Source organism: Burkholderia singularis (assembly GCF_900176645.1).
Lineage (GTDB): Bacteria > Pseudomonadota > Gammaproteobacteria > Burkholderiales > Burkholderiaceae > Burkholderia > Burkholderia singularis.
Genome location: NZ_FXAN01000090.1, coordinates 12,683 through 28,909, shown reverse-complemented (window position 1 = coordinate 28,909; position 16,227 = coordinate 12,683). Strand labels below are relative to the sequence as shown.

Genomic DNA, 16,227 nt, shown 5'->3' with positions numbered 1-16,227 from the left:
GGTCGAACGGATTTTGCACAATCTGTCGGTGCTGTTCGAGCGCACGTTCGCGACCGCGCAGGAGCTTAACCGCTACCGTAAGGAAGTGACCTCCCGCCTGCAAGGCGAGAGCGGCCAGACCGCGACGCAGCCCGCCTGACGCCGCGCGCTGCCTGATCGCGCAGAAGCCCGCTTGCAAGTCCGGCGGGCTTTTGTTTTTCCGTCATCCGTCTACGAATGTCCGCACCATGCCCGCTTCGTTCGAACGCAAGCTGATCACCCGCGACGCGCTCGTCGCGCTGCGCCCGTCGCTCGCCGCGCCCGTCGTGTTTACGAACGGCGTGTTCGATATCCTGCATCGCGGCCATGTGACCTACCTGGCCGACGCGAAAGCGCTCGGCGCGTGCCTGATCGTCGGCGTGAACAGCGACGCGTCGGTGCGTATGCTCGGCAAGGGCGACGATAGGCCGCTCAATGCGCATGCGGATCGGATGGCGCTGCTCGCGGCGCTCGAGAGCGTCGACTGGGTCGTCGGCTTCGACGAGAAGACGCCCGTTTCGTTGATCGACGCCGTGCATCCCGACATTCTCGTGAAGGGCGGCGATTACGATATGGACGCGTTGCCGGAATCGGCGCTCGTGCGTGGCTGGGGCGGCCGGGCGATCGCGATCGCGTTCGAGCACGACCGCTCGACGACGGCGCTGCTGAAAAAAATACGGGGCTAGCACAGCGCGAGACCGCGGTTTTTCAAAGCGAACCGCCGAGGCTGCCGCGTTAAAGCCCAGATCTATCTGTCCGGCGTCCGGCCGCGGTTGTGGCACGTCGATCCAGTGTGTGGAAAGCGCGCGACGAGGGTGCCGCCGTTGCGTTCCGCATTCACAAGGTCTCGTGTGCGGGTATCGTGCCGGGCCGTTTTGCCATTCCGATTCCATCGGTTCCGACGGGCGCACGCGCGTCGCGCCATCCCTTCTTTCTTCTTCATAGGCGGCAACGACGCAGCCGCCAGCCGCGCAGACGTCCAAACCCGCAAGTCAAACGCCATCGGTTCGATCCGCCGCGCGGCAAACGAATCCGATTCGCGGACGTATCATCGCGCGGCCGCGTGGTCCGCTTGGCTGGCCCCGGCGCCGGATACCGCAGACGCAGGTGCGGGCGCGGGCGCGGCGCGCGTGTGGGTATCGATCGACGTGGATGCCGCTGCCGGATGGGCGGGCGCGGCGAGCGGCGCGACTTCGAGTGACGGCGTCGTGATCGGCCCGCCGACGATCGGCTGATCGGTCGGCTGCGACAGCGGCGTGACGTGCAGCGCATCCGGGCGCACCTGCTGCCGCGCATGTCCCGGCTCGCGCGGACCGGCGGCCGGCAGCGGGCCGAATACGCCGCGGACCACGATGAATGCCAGCATGTTGGCGAGAAAGAGCACGCAGAGCAGCCATCGCAACATCGTCAATCCTCCGAAGGGTGAGTGCGCCATCGTCGATGCATCCGTGCATCACGCCGAATGCGCGATGAGCGCGAGCCCCGACAGGACGAGCGTATCGTGGCGCGTGTGCGCGACGTTCAGCGCACGCACGATCGCATCGGCTGCGCCTCCCGACAGCACGAGCCGCACGTTTGCCTGCCATCGATGTTCGAGGTCGCGCCATGTGCGCTCGATGAGGCCCGCCTGCGCGCTCAGGCAGCCGACGGACAGCGCGTGCGGCGTATCGATCGCGAACGGCGCGGGCGTGCCGTGCGTTGCATGCTTGTCGACGAGGCGCGTTGCCGTGTCGACCGAAAGCGTCGGCAACTGGGCGGTGTGCATGCCGAGCGAGCGCATCATCAGCGCCCAGCCCGGCGCAATCAGGCCGCCCGCGAAATGGCCGTCGGCGCGCAGCGCTTCGAGCGTCGTCGCGGTGCCGAACGTTGCGATCAGCAGATGCTCGCCCGGAAATGCCGCGTGCGCGCCGATGAGGCCCGCCCATCGGTCGCTGCCGAGCTGCGCGGGCTGCGCGTAGCCGTTCGTCACGCCGCATTGGGCGGCGCTCGCGCGGATCACGGTGCGCGGCAGCGCGGGCCAGTGCGTATCGATCAGGGTGTCGATACGTGCCGCTGCGGCGCTGCCCGCGACGTTCGAGATCCACGCGCCGCGCGGCGCGGGTAACGCCGACCAATCGGGCGCGTCGCCCGCGTGCTCGAACGCGCCTTGGGCGACGAAGTGGCGCCCGGTATCGGCGAGCGCCCATTTGATCCGGCTGTTGCCGGCATCGATCAGCAAGCATACGCCGCTCATTGCGCGGCTCCCGGCACGGATTCGCGCAGCGATACGTCGCCTGCCGCGATCGCTTGTTGACCAGTCGGGGTATCGAGCAGCAACTGGCCGTTGGCATCGATGCCGAGCGCGACGCCGCGTGCGATCTCGACGCCGCGCTCGAGCAGCGCGACGTCGCGGCCGGCGTAAGCGTGCAGCGCGTTCCAGCGTTCACGGAATGGCGCGAGGCCGCTGGCGGCGAATGCCGGCAGCGCGATGGCGAGCGCGTCGAGGGCGGCGGCGAGCGTATCGGCGAGGTTGGCCTGCGGCCAGATGCTGGCGAGCGGCACGGGCGGCAGGCCGCTGGCGGCGGGGGCACTGCGCTCGCGCAGCGCCGCGATTTCGGCTGCGGCGGCTTCGGCCGCATGGACGTTGATGCCGAAACCGATGACGACCGCGGTCGCATCGCTCGTGTTCCAGACGGTTTCGATCAGAATGCCGCCGAGCTTGCCGGCGATGGCGGTCGCGCCGCCGTGCGTCGTCGCGATGAGCAGATCGTTCGGCCATTTGACTGCGATTCGGCCGGTGGCCGCGCTTGTTTCGGCCGTTTCGGCGGGCGCGGCGGATTTGCCGGGCGCGGTGGAATCATCACGCGCGGCGGAATCGCCAACCTCAGCAGACGCGATAGGCTCCGCGGCGGCCGTTGCGGCGGACTTCGCCGCGGCCGCTGTTGCCGATGTCGTGAAAGGGGGGGCGGCAAGATCGCCGGCGGTTGCATCGGCGAGCCCTTGCGCGAGCGCCACGCCGAGCGCGATGCTCAATCCCGCCAGTTCCCCAACCGGCCGCGGCAGCACGCACGCGACCGAGCACAGCAGCGCGTCGCCGGGCCGTGCGAACCAGGGCCGGCCTTGACGCCCGCGCCCCGCGGTCTGCTCGTAGGCGACGCGGACAAGTGGCGTGGCGAGTGCGTCGCGGTCGCGACGCAACGTTTTCAGACGAGCGGCGAGATCGGCATTGGTCGAGCCGGTGCTATCGACGATTTCAATCGGCCAGCGGCTTGCGGCCGTGCGAAGACGCGCGCGCACGCGTGCGGAATCGATGATGGGGCGGTCGTGTGCGGGCATAGGGGGATACGAATGGGCATTCATGAGGCAGATGCGAGCGAATGTCGAGTGGCGCGATGCGCATTATAGGAGCGCAGCCCGGCAACGGCCTGGTTCGCGCCGATCGCGGTATTCACGGCGATGACCGGTTTGAGCGGCCGACGTTGCCATCCTGGGTTTACCCGGTATATCCGGATCGCTCAAAGGCGATTAGATTGGATCTTAATTGGTATTAAATTGGATCTATACGGGAATCAATGGGGGTAAGCCGGCCGCGTTGCAAACCGGCAGGCGAGGATCGCCGGCGGCGGCAGGTGCCGGCAACGCAGCGAATCACGAAGCTCCTGGCCAATAGTTTGATTTCCTAACGAATGAATGGAATTGTCTGAGTTCCGTTTGGCGCCGCGCTGTGCCCGATGGAATGGGGCAGAGCCCGTCGAGGCGGCTCGATGGGAGGCGCAGTGTCTAAACGGAGAGAATGACGATGAACAACAAGCGACTGAAATTCGCGATCCTCGGATGTATAGGGTCTACGGCGATGTTGTGTGCAGAGGGCATTTCGGCGTTCGCGGCCACGGCTGCGGCAAATGCCGGCGCGGGGCCGAAGACGCTCGCGTGCACGCGGGGCGAATGGTCGGGCATGATCGCCGGCACGAACCCCGCGCCGGCGATCGTGCCGACGCTGCAAACCTGGAAGGGCGGGGTCGGCGCGTTTTCGCTGACGTCGCGCAGCAGGATCGTTATCGACAATGCGGCGCTGTCGCCGCTCGCAAACAAGTTTGCCCAGGATTTGCAGCAGGTCACGGGCATGCGTCTGCCCGTCGTGCGCGCAGGCGTGGTGAAGCCGGGCGATGTCGCGCTGAGCTTGTCGCCGTGCGGCGCCGCCGCGAGCACGATCGGCAACGAGGGCAACACGTTCTATGCGGAGCAAAGCGCCGTGTTGCGCGCGAACACGCTGAACGGCGCGTTCTACGCGACGCGCACGCTGCTGCAAATGCTGACGCTGGACGGCAAGCCCGCAGGCACGCATTCACTTATCGCGAAAGGCTACGCGCTCGACTATCCCCGCTATCGGGAGCGTTCGATCATGTTCGACGTGGCGCGCAAGTTCGCGACGAAGACGTTTCTGATGCAGTACATGAAATTCATGAGCTGGTACAAGCTGAATACGTTGCATCTGCATCTGAATGATTTCGCGAAGGATGCGAACGGCAACGTCGTCTCGTCGTTTCGGCTCAAGAGCAGCGATCCGGCCTTCAACGGGCCGGTATCCGACGACGGCCTGTATTACACCGAGCAAGACTGGGCCGAGCTGGAGGCCGTAGCGAACGCGCACGGCATCACGATCGTGCCGGAGTTCGATACGCCCGGCCATTCGCAGGCATTCGGCAAGGCGAGGCCCGATCTGGCCGACGCGGCTGGTTTTCTGGATCCGACCAAGCCGGGAACGCTGCCGTATGTCGAATCCGTTTTCAGTCAGTTCCTGCCGTGGTTCAAATCGAGCCGGATTCACATCGGCGGCGATGAAGTCAGCGGCTTCACGCCCGCTCAAATCGTGCCTTATTTGAACGGTCTCAGCGCTTTCCTGAAGCAGCGTGGCAAGACGGTGCAAGCGTGGGGCGACCAGAACTATATCGCCGGCGCCAACGCGCAACTGAGCGTCGGGCTCGACAAGGCGGTGTGGATACAGCGCTGGATCAATTGGGGCGCCGAGGCATCGCTCAATTACAAGCAATACGGCTACGACTGGACGGATTCCTACGGAGACTGGTACATCGTTGCCTATGGCCCGAGCTACTTCAATCCGAACGGCTTGTCCGGCAACACGGTCTATACGCAATGGAACGCGAAGCCGCAGACGGGCTCCACGCAATATCCGCCGATCGGCGGACAGATTTGCGTGTGGAACGACAATGGCGCGTCGAAGACGTACACCTATGAAACCGACATTCACGCGCTGTTGAAGAACGCGATTCCCGCCGCCGGACAAATCTACTGGACGGGCCAGCAGCGCGATGCGGCCGGCGCAGTCGTGCCTTATTCGGCGGTCGGCGCGAACGTGCCGACGTTGGGTTACGGCCCCGGCGTGACGCAGTTGACCGGCGTGTTGAATCCGCCGGCTTGAGCTGCCGGTAAAGCGCGGGCCACGCGCGGGCAGGGCATCGGCACAGGCGTGCGATGAAGCGATCGATCCGTCGCCGGGATCGATCATCCATCAAGGTGCGACGCTCGGATGCTTGAGTGCGTGCGCGGCTTCGATCCATTGCGCATGGAATGCGTCGGCGTCGCGCGGCAGGCCGAGTTCGCCGTTGCGGTACGCGATCGCAAGCGTTTGCACCGCTTCCGGCAGTTCGCGGTCGGCGGCTTGCCGATATAGCGCGAGCGCGCGCGCTTCGTCGCGACGCACGCCGCTGCCGTCTCGATACGCGTTGGCCAGCATGAATTGCGCGGCCGGCACGTCATGGCGCGCGGCCAGCTCGAACCAGCGGGCCGCTTCGGCCGGATCGGCCGGCGTGCCATAGCCGCTGCGATACATCAGCCCGGCATAGTACGCGGCGCTCGGATCGCCCGCTTCTGCGAGCGGGCGCAGCATCGCGAGCGCGCGTGGATAGTCGCGCTCGATGCCGCCCGTGCCGAGCAGCCACGCCTTGCCCAATGCGAGACGCGCGGTGCGCGCGCCGTTCGTGCGGCCGGAGCCGCGATGGCCGCCGTCATCTAGGCCGGCTGTGCTGGCGGTTGCTCCTGCTTGCGCGGCCGTTTCGAGCCAGCGCAGGCCTTCGTCGTGCAGCCCGGCTTCGCGCGAGCCGATCAGCGCGATGCCGAGCGCGGCCTGCGCGTCGGCATCGCCATCGCGCGCGAGCGCGCGCAGCTTGCTCAACGCGTGCGGCTCGGCAGCCTGCTCGACCATCGCGCGCCATTCGTCGAGCTGGGCGCGGGTGGCCGCCGGCTGGCGATGCACAAGGCTTTCGAGCCGGCCGGTGGCGGCCACGGCCGCCGCGAGCGCCGCCGCGACGGCGAGCATGCCGACGGGCGACAGCGTCGCGCGCAACGCGCGCAGCAACGGGCCGGACGAGCGGGCGCCGTGCGAAGCGGCGCGGGCGTCGCGCCCATTGCCGGCAGCCGCGGCGGTGCGCGGCGGCGCATCGGCGGATGGTGCGCAGCAGTCGAACGATCCGCAGGCGCGATGCATCCCGCCTCGACGTTCGCCCGCACGGCGCTCCTGCGCCCGAGGCGAGCGGGCTTGCTCGATACCGCCGTCGCGCCGCCCGTGCGCATGGGGTTGGCCTTCATCGCACGCGGCAAGCGATTTCCCGAAGGTATTCATCTTTGGCACTCCGCTTTCGTCATTGCGTGAGATCGATTTCGTAGGTCGCGAGGCCCTTGCCGGAACCGTCGTCGGCCGAGACTTGCGTGATCCCCGTCAAGCCCGCCGCGCTTGCGTCGGCGAGGCGGTTCGGCGCGGAGGCGAACTGCACGTGCGCCACCGAGCCGGCGAGTTTCGCGAAGCGCCAGCTTCGTTGCGCGCCGTCGTTCGCGCGCGTGAGCTTGCCGCGCTTTTTCACGTAGGCGATCAGCACGTCGCGGTTCGCATCCGGCGACGCGAAGATCGTCTTGCTGCCGTCGAGCCCAGGGAAGTTGCCGCCGCCGCTTGCGCGGTAGTTGTTGGTCGCGACGATGAACTGCGCGTTCGCGTCGAGCGGCGCGCCCTTGTACGTGAGGTTCTTGATCCGGCTGCCGGCCGGTTGCGTGACGTCGATCTCGTAGCGCAGATCGGCGGACGTGAACATGTCGAAGTTATAGCCGGGAAACGTGCTGACGAGCTTCTGCACGGTCGGCTTCGTCGGGTCGATCGTATTGAAGCGCTTCGCGGCGGTTTCGAGCCAGTTGCGGATGTCCGCGCCGCTGACCTTCACCGCGTAGATGGTGTTCGGATAGAGATAGAGATCGGCCGCGTTGTTGATCGCGAGCGGACCTGCCGAGACGTCGGTGAAATCAGTGCCGCCGCCGAAGCCGCTCTTGAACGGCGCGCTCACCGACAGCACCGGCAGCGACGCGTATTGCGGCAGATTCGCCTGCACGTAGCTCGCGACATAGTCGGCCTGCGCGTCGTTGACGATCTGGATCGCGCCGGGATCGCCGACGTCGGCGAAGTACGTGGTCATCCGGTAATCGGTGCTGCCGATCGGCGTCTTCACGTAGTCGATCGTCGCCTGGTGCTCGGCCGCGATCGCCGCGGCCACCGAAGGATCGGCCGCGACATAGCTCTTGTCGGCGTTCTGGATCGGGCGCGCTTCGACGCTCGTTTGCGATTTGTCGACGCTCCATTGCTTGCCGTCATACGCGAGGCTGAGCTTGATCACGCCCAGATGCTTGCCCCAGTAGTTGGCCATCACGGTCGGCACGCCGTTGACGGTGCCCTTGACCTTATCGACGCCCGGCAAGTTGAACTGCGCGACGGTGCTGTTCGCGTCCGGGAACACCTGGTGCGAGTGGCCGATCAGCATCGCGTCGATGCCGGGCACCGTCGACAGCCACCAGCTTCCGTTTTCCATCGTCGGCGAGTAGGCCGAATTGTCGAGGCCGCCATGCGAGACCGCGACGATCAGGTCCGCGCCTTTCGCGCGCATTTCGGGGATGTATTTCTCGGCCGCTTCCTTCAGGCCCGTCGTGTAGACCTTGCCTTCGAGCCAGCGCTTGTCCCAGCTCATGATGGTCGGCGGCGTGAAGCCGATGATGCCGATTTTCACGGCGGCGGTGAGCTTGCTGCCGTCGGGCGCGGTTGCGGTGACGGTTTTCGTCAGAATTTCGTAAGGCTTGAAGAGCGGCGCGCCGGTTTTCGCGCTGATGACGTTCGCGAGCACCTGCGGAAAGGCCGGCCCCGCGCACTTTTGCTGTTGCGCGGGCGCGGGCAGACCCGCGATGTCGAACGTATTGCCCGTTACCTGGGATAGATACGGCAGCCCGTAGTTGAACTCGTGATTGCCGATTCCGCCGCCATCGAATTTCGCGGCGTTCATCACCTTGTAGATCGCGAGCGTTTCGCTGCACGACACGGGTTTGACGAGCGCCTGGTAGTCGGCGAGCGCGGTGCCTTGGATCGTGTCGCCGTTATCGAGGAGCAGCGTGTTCGGGTACTGCGCGCGCGCCTGGGCGATCAGCGTCGCGACGCGCTCGAAGCCGAGCGAATTATCCGCGGCGAGCTTGAAATAGTCATACGACAGCACGTTCGTATGCAGATCCGTGGTCTCCAGCACGGCGAGCGTCGCTTTGGTGCCGGCAGGCGTTTGCGCGGCCGCTGGCGGGGGCGTCGAATCGTCGTCGTTGCAGCCGGCGACGAGCGCGGCGCATGCGGCAAGAGTGGCGGCGTTCAGCCGCCGGCGAAGGCGCGAGGGCAAGCGCATGAATGGGTCCTGTTCGGGTTTCGTTTTGTCGAGGGCGCGGCGTGAGTGCAGCGGGAATGTTCCGGCGGATGAGAGTATCGAAAGGATATGTGAATAAAAAATGAAAGCGTGGGGAAGGTTTTCCGGAAGGTGGGGAGGTGGCGCGGCAGACGCGCCGTGCCGCTGCCGTTCGCGGCACAGACCGAGCTTCGTTCCTGCTGCGATTCAATTGCGCCGGTTGATGCCGGGCGATTAATCGGCATGAGTGAATGCCGAATATCTCAATATTCAAATCCGGTTAAATGACTTGTGCGGATATGTCGTCCAGATATGATTGGGTATCCGGGATTTCGATAAATAGGGCGGATTTCGGATGGGGAAAGTTTGAAATTCCATTCTTTTCGGCATGCGGCAAAAACATGGCGCGTGCATCATTATTTTATTCCATATAAAGAGACAAATATGCGACGCACTCGATGGCCAATTGTCGGAATTTTCCAGGGGGCGCTGCTGTGCGCCGCGCTGGCGGGGGCGCCCGCCCATGCCTATATCTTCAGTGCCGGCGCGCCGGTGGCGGCCAGCCCGACCTCGGACAGTCCGAATTCGCTGTTTATCGATCGCGACGGAACATTTTTTATCGAAAATTCACTTTCTCAATACGACGATAATCCGGCGAATCATTACTGGAAGTTTTTTATTGGTCAGGATGCCGATTCGGTAACGGAGTCGGCCGCGCATTCCCAATACGATACGCGCGTGCTGTGCAATGATAAAAATCCGGTCGCCATTGATTTGTTCGGCACGCCCGTCAAATCGCAGACCGGATACAGCCAGGCGAATTATTGCGATCTGATCGGCGTATGGGTCGATCCGGATACCAGCTACTGGTATGGCGTGGTCCACAACGAGCTGTTCGGCAACAATCCGCGCGTCGATGCGATCTCATATGCGATCTCGACCGACCGCGGCGCGAGCTGGACGCTGCAAGAGCCGATCATCACGTCGCCTTACGGCAAGGGCAACCCGAATACGCCGTACTACTACTACGGCGCGGGCGACCCGCGGCTGTTCGTCGACAACGCGTCGGGCTACTTCTACCTGTTCTACACGAGCCGCATTCTCGGGCAGAACGGCAACCCGGTGGGCTTCGACGATCACATGTGGGAGCACGTCGCGCGTGCGCCGATCAGCAAGAAGATGGCGCCGTCGTCGTGGCAGAAGTTCTACAACGGCCGCTGGCAGCAGGTGAGCGGCACGAACTGGACCTGCGATCCGCTGTCGGCGGCGACGCCGTGTCCGGCCGCGCCGGTGTCCAGCGCGCTCGAATCGAACGTGAGCGGCCCGACGCTCGACCTGCGCTGGCTGGGCGGGCCGAGCGCCGACCGCACCGGCGGCCAGACCTTCGTGCCGCCGCCGCCGGGGCCGGGCAATCTGCCGGGCGCGGGCTATACGAACGGCACGATGCGGGTGATGAGCGTCGCGTGGAACGTCTACATGCAGAAGTACATCGCGATCGCCGAGGACAAGCAGGCGGGAACGCTGAAGTTCTATATGTCGGACGACCTGAGCACGCAGCAATGGCGCTTTGCGGGCTATGTGCCGTACAACAGCTCGTCGTGGTACCGCTGGTTCACCGACAGCGCGACGAAAACCTCGGCGGCCACGCTCGGCAGCACCTTCCGCGTGTATTGCGTGGTGTCGTGCTCGAAGTCCAATGCCGAGTACGTCGACGTGACGGTGCAGCGCTGGCAGTTCTTTGATCCGGTGCCGGTCTACTACTCGAATGCGAACGGGGTGAGGGTGACGGGCACGTCGCAGCCGACGCCGTATTACATCGTGCATCCGGGCAATCCCGCCGGCAATCTGCCGACGGCCGCTGCCGGCGCATGGACGCTCACGCCCACGGCGGACGGCTTTTTCACGCTGCAGATCGGCGGCCGGTATCTCGGCGTCGGTGCGGGCAACGCCGGGCGCATGTGGGGCGCGCCGACGGTATTGTCGGCGAGCGCGAGCACGCCGCAGCAGCAATGGTATTTCCAGAAGATCGGCGGCGACGCCGCGGGCGGTTATCGGATCATCAACCGCTACAGCGGCCTGGCGCTGAGTTTCACCAACGGCGCGCTGACCTCCGATCTGCTGAATGTCGTCACCGTGCCGATCCGCAGTTGGATCGCACCGTGGCCGACGCCGATCCACGTGTGGGGCCAGGACGCGCAATCGCTGCAACTCGTCGCTCAAAAATAAGCCGGCGCCGGGCGGGCAGCGGCGGCGCGCGGCGGCCGCGCATTGGCGGCCCTATTGGCGGCATTGCCGGAATGCCGCCTAGGCCTGCGGCGCAAAGCGGGCCGCGAGCGGTGAAAAGGTGCGCGTCGCTGAGGGGGCGATCCAAGGGCCGGCGATCCAAGCGGCAATGCAAGGGGCAATGCAAGCGGCGATCCAAGCGCGGCGAGCATCGGCGCGCGGCGGCTCGCAGGCGCCCCGCCGCTGAAACGAGACGTCGCCGGTGACAGCGGTTCGCTACAATGATCTCTGTCACCTTTTTGCACAATCGCCCCTTTGGACTTCCAGACTCCTCCTGGCCTGTCGATCGATGCCGGCGGCCACGGCCGTAAAACCGTGCGTCTTCACGGACAGTGGACGGCGCTCGCGCTCGCGCGCGATCGCGGCAACGCCGCCCGGCGTATGGCGCGGCTCGTGAAGGAGCCTGTCGGCGAGTGGGATTTGTCGGGCATCGAGCGGCTCGACCACGTCGGCGGCCAAGCGCTCTGGCGCGTCTGGGGCCGCCGGCTGCCCGAGGGGATCGCGCTAACCGACAAGCAGCGCACCGTATTCGAGCGCATCGAGCGGCTCGACGGCAGCCGCGACGCGCCCGAGCCTGTCGTGCGGATCGATCCGATCACCCGTTTGGGCCAGAGCATCTTCACGTTCGGCGAGCATCTGTCCGGCGGCATCGCGATGCTGGGCGGGGTGCTGCTCGACCTGCTTTCGGTGCTGCGCCGCCCGCGCACGATGCCGTGGACCGAGATCTCCGCGAACATCTACAGCGCGGGCACGCAGGCGCTGCCGATCACCGCGCTCGTCGCGTTCCTGATCGGCATCGTGCTGTCGTATCTGTCCGCGCAGCAGCTCCAGCTCTTCGGCGCGAACCGCTACATCGTCAATATTCTCGGCCTGTCGGTGATCCGCGAACTGGGGCCGGTGCTGTCGGCCATCCTCGTCGCGGGCCGCTCGGGCTCGGCGATCACCGCGCAGATCGGCGTGATGCGCGTGACCGAGGAACTCGACGCGATGCGCGTGATGGGCATCCCGCACGGGCTGAGGATCACGCTGCCGCGCGTGCTCGCGCTCGGCGTCGCGATGCCGCTTTTGGTGATGTGGACCAACATCATCGCGCTCGCGGGCGGCGCGCTCGCCGCGAAGCTCGTGCTTGGCATCGACATCAACTTCTTCGTGCGCTCGCTGCCGTCCGTCGTGCCGATCGCGAACCTGTGGATCGGGCTCGGCAAGGGCATCGTGTTCGGCATGCTGATTGCTCTCGTTGCATGCCACTTCGGCTTCAGGATCAAGGCGAATTCGCAAAGCCTCGGCGAAGGAACGACCACGTCCGTCGTTACGTCGATCACGGTCGTGATTCTGGCCGATGCCGTGTTCGCGATCCTCTTTCAGAACGTGGGGCTCGGATGAGCGCGGCCGGCGATTTCGTGATCGAGGTGCGCGATCTGACCAAGCGCTATGGGCGCAACGTGGTCCACGAGCATCTGAATTTCGACGTGCGCTCCGGCGAGATCGTATCGATCGTCGGCGGCTCGGGCTCCGGCAAGACCACGCTGGTGCGGCAGATCCTCGGCCTCGAGCGGCCAACCTCCGGTACGATCAAGGTGTTCGGCGAGGACACCTCGCAGATCGGCGACGAGGCCGCACACCTGATGCGCAGCCGCTCCGGGATGCTGTTTCAGCACGGCGCGCTGTTCTCGTCGCTGACGGTGTTCGACAACGTCGCGCAGCCGCTGCGCGAGCTTGGCCGCGTGCCCGAGGATTTGCTGCACGACATCGTGATGCTGAAGCTGCAGATGGTCGGGCTGCCGTGCAAGCACGCATCGAAGATGCCTGCCGCGTTGTCGGGCGGAATGGTCAAGCGCGTCGGGCTGGCGCGCGCGATCGCGCTCGAGCCGGAGCTGCTGTTTCTCGACGAGCCGACGGCGGGGCTCGATCCCGCCGCGTCGGACGAATTCGTCGAGCTGATCGCGACGCTGCATCGCACGCTCGGGTTGACCGTGGTGATGGTCACGCACGATCTCGACACGATGGTCGCGCTGTCGACGCGGGTGGCGGTGATCGCCGATCGCAAGGTGCTCGTCGCGGCGAGCGTCGAGGAGGCGGCGGGCGTCGATCACCCGTTCATCCACGAATATTTTCTCGGGCGCCGCGGCCGCCGCGCGCTGCAGGCGCTGCCGCCCGAGCGTCGCGCGCGGCTGCCGAAGGCGGCGCTTGAACCGGCGCCTTCTGACGTCGATCTGTAGCACGAGGATGTCGCACAAGGAATTCAGTATGGAAAACAAATCGCATGCGTTCTGGGCGGGCCTCTTCACGATCGGGCTGTTGCTCGCGATTGTCGGCGTGGTTTATTGGTTCAACATCGATCGCACCGTGCGCATTCCGTATGATCTCGTGTCGCGCTCGAACGTGACGGGCCTGTTTCCCGACGCGGCCGTGCGCTATCGCGGGCTCGACGTCGGCAAGGTGGCGTCGATCGATTTCGACCGCAAGCGCCCGGGCGAGATCGCGATCCGCATTCTCGTCGACCAGCACGCGCCGATCACGCGCTCCACGTTCGGCAGCCTGGGCTTTCAGGGCGTGACGGGGATCGCGTTCGTGCAGCTCGACGACACGGGCGCCGATCCGTCGCCGCTGCCGACCTCGGACAAGGCGGTTGCGCAGATCCCGATGCATCCGAGCCTCTTCGAACAGATCCAGCAGCGCGGCGACGTATTGCTCAAGCAGATGGAGATTGCCGCGAAGAGTGTCAACGCGATGCTTTCGCCCGAGATGCGCGATCAATTGAAGGCAACCGCAGCCAGCATGCAGCAGGCGGCCGACGGCATCGCCACGCTGTCCAAGCAGATCGAACCGGCGCTCTCCCAGGCGCCGCAGACGATGGCGCATCTGAATCGTGCGCTCGAATCGGCGAACGCGTTCGTCGCCCCGGGCGGGCCGCTTGCGACGAACCTGAACCGGGCGGGGCAGTCGCTCGCATCGATGAACGGCACGCTCGCCGATCTGAGCGCGAGCGTGCGCGACAGTACGCTGCCGCGCTTCAACGCGCTTGCGACGAGTGTCGGTGACGCGTCGCGCACGCTCAAGGACGTCGCGGGCGACGTCGGGCGCAATCCGCGCAGCCTGTTGTTCGGCGCGCCGCCCGCCGAGCCGGGGCCGGGTGAGGCCGGATTCGTGTGGCCGGGCGCCGGTGTGCCCGCCAAATAAACGCTATGTGGGAAATCGCGATGCAGGGATATGGCATGTCAGGACTCTTTGGGTTGGTTCGCCGGCGTCCGGCGTTCGCGCTCGCGGCGGTGCTCGCGCTGTCGAGCGTCGCCGGCTGTGCGGGCACGGGCGCCGCGCTGACGAACGTGCGCTACGATCTCGGGCCCGCGCGGCCGGCCGCGTCGGCCGGCTCGGGACCGGCGCTCAAGGTGCTCGACGTCGGCGCGGCCGATCCGCTCGACTCCGACCGGTTTGTCTATCGGCTCGCCTACGCGGACGCGCAGCGTATCGCCGTGTACCGCGACAGCAAATGGACCGCGCCGCCCGCGCAGTTGCTCACGCAGCGGCTGCGCGCCGCGCTGTCGCAGCGCGGCGCGGTGCTCGGCGGGGAGGACAGCGTGCGCGCGCCGGTGTTGAAAGTCGAATTGGCGCAGTTCGAGCAGGTGTTCGACGGCCGCTCGCAAAGCCATGCGGCCGTCACCGCGCGCGCGACGCTCACGCAGGACGGCAAGGTGCTCGGTCAGCGCACGTTCGTCGCGCGCGCGCCGGCGAGCACGCCCGATGCGGCGGGCGGCGCGGCCGCGCTCGCGACGGCTTCCGACGATCTGGTCGATCAGCTCGTCGTGTGGCTCGGCACGCAGGCTGGCGGCGCCGCGCAATGAACGCCGCCGCGTGCGCGTCGAGCACCAAGCGGTACCGCTCGCTATAATCGGTCGCTCGCCTTTGCGACACCCCGACAATGCGGATGCCCGCGCGGCGTCCCTCCGACAATGGGTCACGCCATGGAACCCTACTATCAGCATCACGTCTTTTTCTGCCTGAACCAGCGCGACAAGGATGCAGACCGCCCGAGCTGCGCGAATTGCGGCGCGCAGGAGCTGCAGGAGTACGCCAAAAAGCGCGTCAAGGAGCTGGGGCTCGCCGGCGCGGGCAAGGTGCGCGTCAACAAGGCCGGCTGCCTCGACCGCTGCGAGCAAGGGCCGGCTGTCGTCGTCTACCCGGAAGGGGTTTGGTATACGTATGTCGACAAGAACGATATCGACGAGATCGTCGAATCGCATTTGCGCGACGGCCAGATCGTCGAGCGCCTGAGGATCTGAATCCAGCCCCGCGGGCCGTCGTGCCTTCGAGCCGTCGAACGCTCAAGCCGTCCGGCCTTCCAGCCCTCAAGCGCGTTTTTTGCATGACCCGGTACGCCGCCGTATGAACGTCCATACCCAGAAATCCCTGGTCGCCGGCCCGGCCGGCGACATCGAGATCGCGATCGACCTGCCCGACGCCGTGCGCGAAGGCACGGCCGCGCCGCGCGGCATCGCGCTCGTCGCGCATCCGCATCCGCTGTTCGGCGGCACGATGGACAACAAAGTCGCGCAGACGCTCGCGCGGATCTTCGTCCAGTTGAACTACGCGGTGATCCGCTCGAACTTTCGCGGCGTCGGCGCGACGCAAGGCGTGCACGACGAAGGTGTAGGCGAGGTCGACGATCTGCTCGCGGTGCTCGCGCACATGCGCGCGCTGCCCGGCCATGCGGCGCTGCCCGTCGTGCTCGCGGGTTTTTCGTTCGGCACGTTCGTGTTGTCGCACGTCGCGAAGCGGCTGCGCGACGCCGGGCAGGCGATCGAGCGGATGGTGTTCGTCGGCACGGCCGCAAGCCGCTGGCAAGTCGCCGACGTGCCCGAGGATACGATCGTGATTCACGGCGAAAACGACGACACTGTCCCGATCTCGGCCGTCTACGACTGGGCGCGGCCGCAGGAGCTGCCCGTCATCGTGATTCCGGGCGCCGAGCATTTCTTTCACCGCAAGCTGCATCTGATCAAACGGATCGTGATCGGCGCGTGGCGCTGACCTCCGGTATGCGCGGCAGGCAGGCATTCGGGCTTGCCGGCTGCGCGCATGCGACTTTCGTATAATGGCCGGGTTTGCGTCGGCCGTGCCCGGTTCGCCGCATGTGCGGCGCGCCGCTCCGCCTTGGTTGACGGGCGTCGCTGCACGCGCATCGGCCGCGCGGCTTTCGCATGGCGAACCGATCGCGTCGCCGCCTGTCCAACCG

14 protein-coding genes and 1 pseudogene are annotated in these 16,227 nt (G+C 66.2%); 10 read left to right on the top strand and 5 right to left on the bottom strand.

The window, feature by feature from the left end; all coding sequences use genetic code 11:
* A pseudogene (locus BSIN_RS24960) lies at positions 1-139 on the top strand (ferritin-like domain-containing protein); the annotation flags it as partial.
* 88 nt (positions 140-227) lie between these two features.
* Positions 228-704 (top strand): D-glycero-beta-D-manno-heptose 1-phosphate adenylyltransferase, encoded by a 477-nt coding sequence (gene rfaE2 / locus BSIN_RS19750; RefSeq protein WP_059517604.1) that lies wholly within the window; start codon positions 228-230, stop codon positions 702-704.
* 362 nt (positions 705-1,066) lie between these two features.
* Here the strand turns inward: rfaE2 and BSIN_RS19745 are convergent, their stop codons facing one another.
* Genes BSIN_RS19745 through BSIN_RS19735 form a run of 3 tightly spaced genes read right to left on the bottom strand, consistent with a single transcriptional unit; the run spans position 1,067 to position 3,357 of the window.
* The gene (locus BSIN_RS19745) at positions 1,067-1,423 is read right to left on the bottom strand and encodes a hypothetical protein (RefSeq protein ID WP_089341707.1); all 357 of its coding nucleotides are present in this window, start codon (positions 1,421-1,423) and stop codon (positions 1,067-1,069) included.
* 48 nt (positions 1,424-1,471) lie between these two features.
* The gene (locus BSIN_RS19740) at positions 1,472-2,251 is read right to left on the bottom strand and encodes a type III pantothenate kinase (protein ID WP_089341700.1); all 780 of its coding nucleotides are present in this window, start codon (positions 2,249-2,251) and stop codon (positions 1,472-1,474) included.
* A complete protein-coding gene (locus tag BSIN_RS19735) occupies positions 2,248-3,357 on the bottom strand; it encodes a biotin--[acetyl-CoA-carboxylase] ligase (RefSeq protein ID WP_089341699.1) in 1,110 nt (369 codons plus the stop codon). The genes BSIN_RS19740 and BSIN_RS19735 overlap by 4 nt, the downstream gene beginning before the upstream one ends.
* Before the next feature lie 439 nt (positions 3,358-3,796).
* On the opposite strand from BSIN_RS19735, the gene BSIN_RS19730 reads away from it, so the two are divergent.
* Positions 3,797-5,437 (top strand): beta-N-acetylhexosaminidase, encoded by a 1,641-nt coding sequence (locus tag BSIN_RS19730; RefSeq protein ID WP_159936011.1) that lies wholly within the window; start codon positions 3,797-3,799, stop codon positions 5,435-5,437.
* 90 nt (positions 5,438-5,527) lie between these two features.
* Here the strand turns inward: BSIN_RS19730 and BSIN_RS19725 are convergent, their stop codons facing one another.
* On the bottom strand, positions 5,528-6,334 hold the full coding sequence (locus tag BSIN_RS19725; RefSeq protein WP_369828212.1) for a tetratricopeptide repeat protein: 807 nt from the start codon (positions 6,332-6,334) through the stop codon (positions 5,528-5,530).
* Positions 6,335-6,656: 322 nt separating this feature from the next.
* A complete protein-coding gene (locus BSIN_RS19720) occupies positions 6,657-8,714 on the bottom strand; it encodes a bifunctional 2',3'-cyclic-nucleotide 2'-phosphodiesterase/3'-nucleotidase (protein ID WP_089341697.1) in 2,058 nt (685 codons plus the stop codon).
* 441 nt (positions 8,715-9,155) lie between these two features.
* Between BSIN_RS19720 and BSIN_RS19715 the strand changes: the two genes are divergently transcribed.
* The 7 genes from BSIN_RS19715 to BSIN_RS19685 all read left to right on the top strand — a co-directional run bounded on the left by BSIN_RS19715 (position 9,156) and on the right by BSIN_RS19685 (position 16,022).
* Positions 9,156-10,937, top strand: coding sequence for an RICIN domain-containing protein (locus BSIN_RS19715; protein ID WP_089341696.1), 1,782 nt, complete (start codon positions 9,156-9,158; stop codon positions 10,935-10,937).
* A 312-nt stretch (positions 10,938-11,249) separates the two neighbouring features.
* Complete coding sequence (locus BSIN_RS19710; protein ID WP_089341695.1) at positions 11,250-12,377, top strand: MlaE family ABC transporter permease; 1,128 nt, start codon at positions 11,250-11,252, stop codon at positions 12,375-12,377.
* Positions 12,374-13,213: an ABC transporter ATP-binding protein gene (locus tag BSIN_RS19705; RefSeq protein ID WP_059517620.1), complete on the top strand. Its 840-nt coding sequence runs from the start codon at positions 12,374-12,376 to the stop codon at positions 13,211-13,213. Before BSIN_RS19710 ends, BSIN_RS19705 begins: the two co-directional genes overlap by 4 nt.
* 28 nt (positions 13,214-13,241) lie before the next feature.
* A complete protein-coding gene (locus BSIN_RS19700; RefSeq protein ID WP_089341694.1) occupies positions 13,242-14,174 on the top strand; it encodes an MlaD family protein in 933 nt (310 codons plus the stop codon).
* Between the two features lie 20 nt (positions 14,175-14,194).
* Complete coding sequence (locus BSIN_RS19695; RefSeq protein WP_069235049.1) at positions 14,195-14,836, top strand: ABC-type transport auxiliary lipoprotein family protein; 642 nt, start codon at positions 14,195-14,197, stop codon at positions 14,834-14,836.
* 120 nt (positions 14,837-14,956) lie between these two features.
* Positions 14,957-15,274 (top strand): (2Fe-2S) ferredoxin domain-containing protein, encoded by a 318-nt coding sequence (locus tag BSIN_RS19690; protein WP_059517624.1) that lies wholly within the window; start codon positions 14,957-14,959, stop codon positions 15,272-15,274.
* A gap of 103 nt (positions 15,275-15,377) precedes the next feature.
* Entirely contained in the window at positions 15,378-16,022 is a 645-nt protein-coding gene (locus BSIN_RS19685; protein WP_089341692.1) for an alpha/beta hydrolase, read from the top strand.
* Positions 16,023-16,227: the final 205 nt, after the last annotated feature.

Excerpts from the sequence above, each read along its gene's own strand:
- BSIN_RS19740 (WP_089341700.1), bottom strand. The coding sequence starts at position 2,251 with ATGAGCGGCGTATGCTTGCTGATCGATGCCGGCAACAGCCGGATCAAA.
- BSIN_RS19685 (WP_089341692.1), top strand. The coding sequence starts at position 15,378 with ATGAACGTCCATACCCAGAAATCCCTGGTCGCCGGCCCGGCCGGCGAC.
- BSIN_RS19705 (WP_059517620.1), top strand. The coding sequence starts at position 12,374 with ATGAGCGCGGCCGGCGATTTCGTGATCGAGGTGCGCGATCTGACCAAG.
- rfaE2 (WP_059517604.1), top strand. The coding sequence starts at position 228 with ATGCCCGCTTCGTTCGAACGCAAGCTGATCACCCGCGACGCGCTCGTC.
- BSIN_RS19715 (WP_089341696.1), top strand. The coding sequence starts at position 9,156 with ATGCGACGCACTCGATGGCCAATTGTCGGAATTTTCCAGGGGGCGCTG.
- BSIN_RS19690 (WP_059517624.1), top strand. The coding sequence starts at position 14,957 with ATGGAACCCTACTATCAGCATCACGTCTTTTTCTGCCTGAACCAGCGC.
- BSIN_RS19720 (WP_089341697.1), bottom strand. The coding sequence starts at position 8,714 with ATGCGCTTGCCCTCGCGCCTTCGCCGGCGGCTGAACGCCGCCACTCTT.
- BSIN_RS19725 (WP_369828212.1), bottom strand. The coding sequence starts at position 6,334 with ATGCTCGCCGTCGCGGCGGCGCTCGCGGCGGCCGTGGCCGCCACCGGC.
- BSIN_RS19695 (WP_069235049.1), top strand. The coding sequence starts at position 14,195 with ATGCAGGGATATGGCATGTCAGGACTCTTTGGGTTGGTTCGCCGGCGT.
- BSIN_RS19700 (WP_089341694.1), top strand. The coding sequence starts at position 13,242 with ATGGAAAACAAATCGCATGCGTTCTGGGCGGGCCTCTTCACGATCGGG.
- BSIN_RS19735 (WP_089341699.1), bottom strand. The coding sequence starts at position 3,357 with ATGAATGCCCATTCGTATCCCCCTATGCCCGCACACGACCGCCCCATC.
- BSIN_RS19730 (WP_159936011.1), top strand. The coding sequence starts at position 3,797 with ATGAACAACAAGCGACTGAAATTCGCGATCCTCGGATGTATAGGGTCT.
- BSIN_RS19745 (WP_089341707.1), bottom strand. The coding sequence starts at position 1,423 with ATGTTGCGATGGCTGCTCTGCGTGCTCTTTCTCGCCAACATGCTGGCA.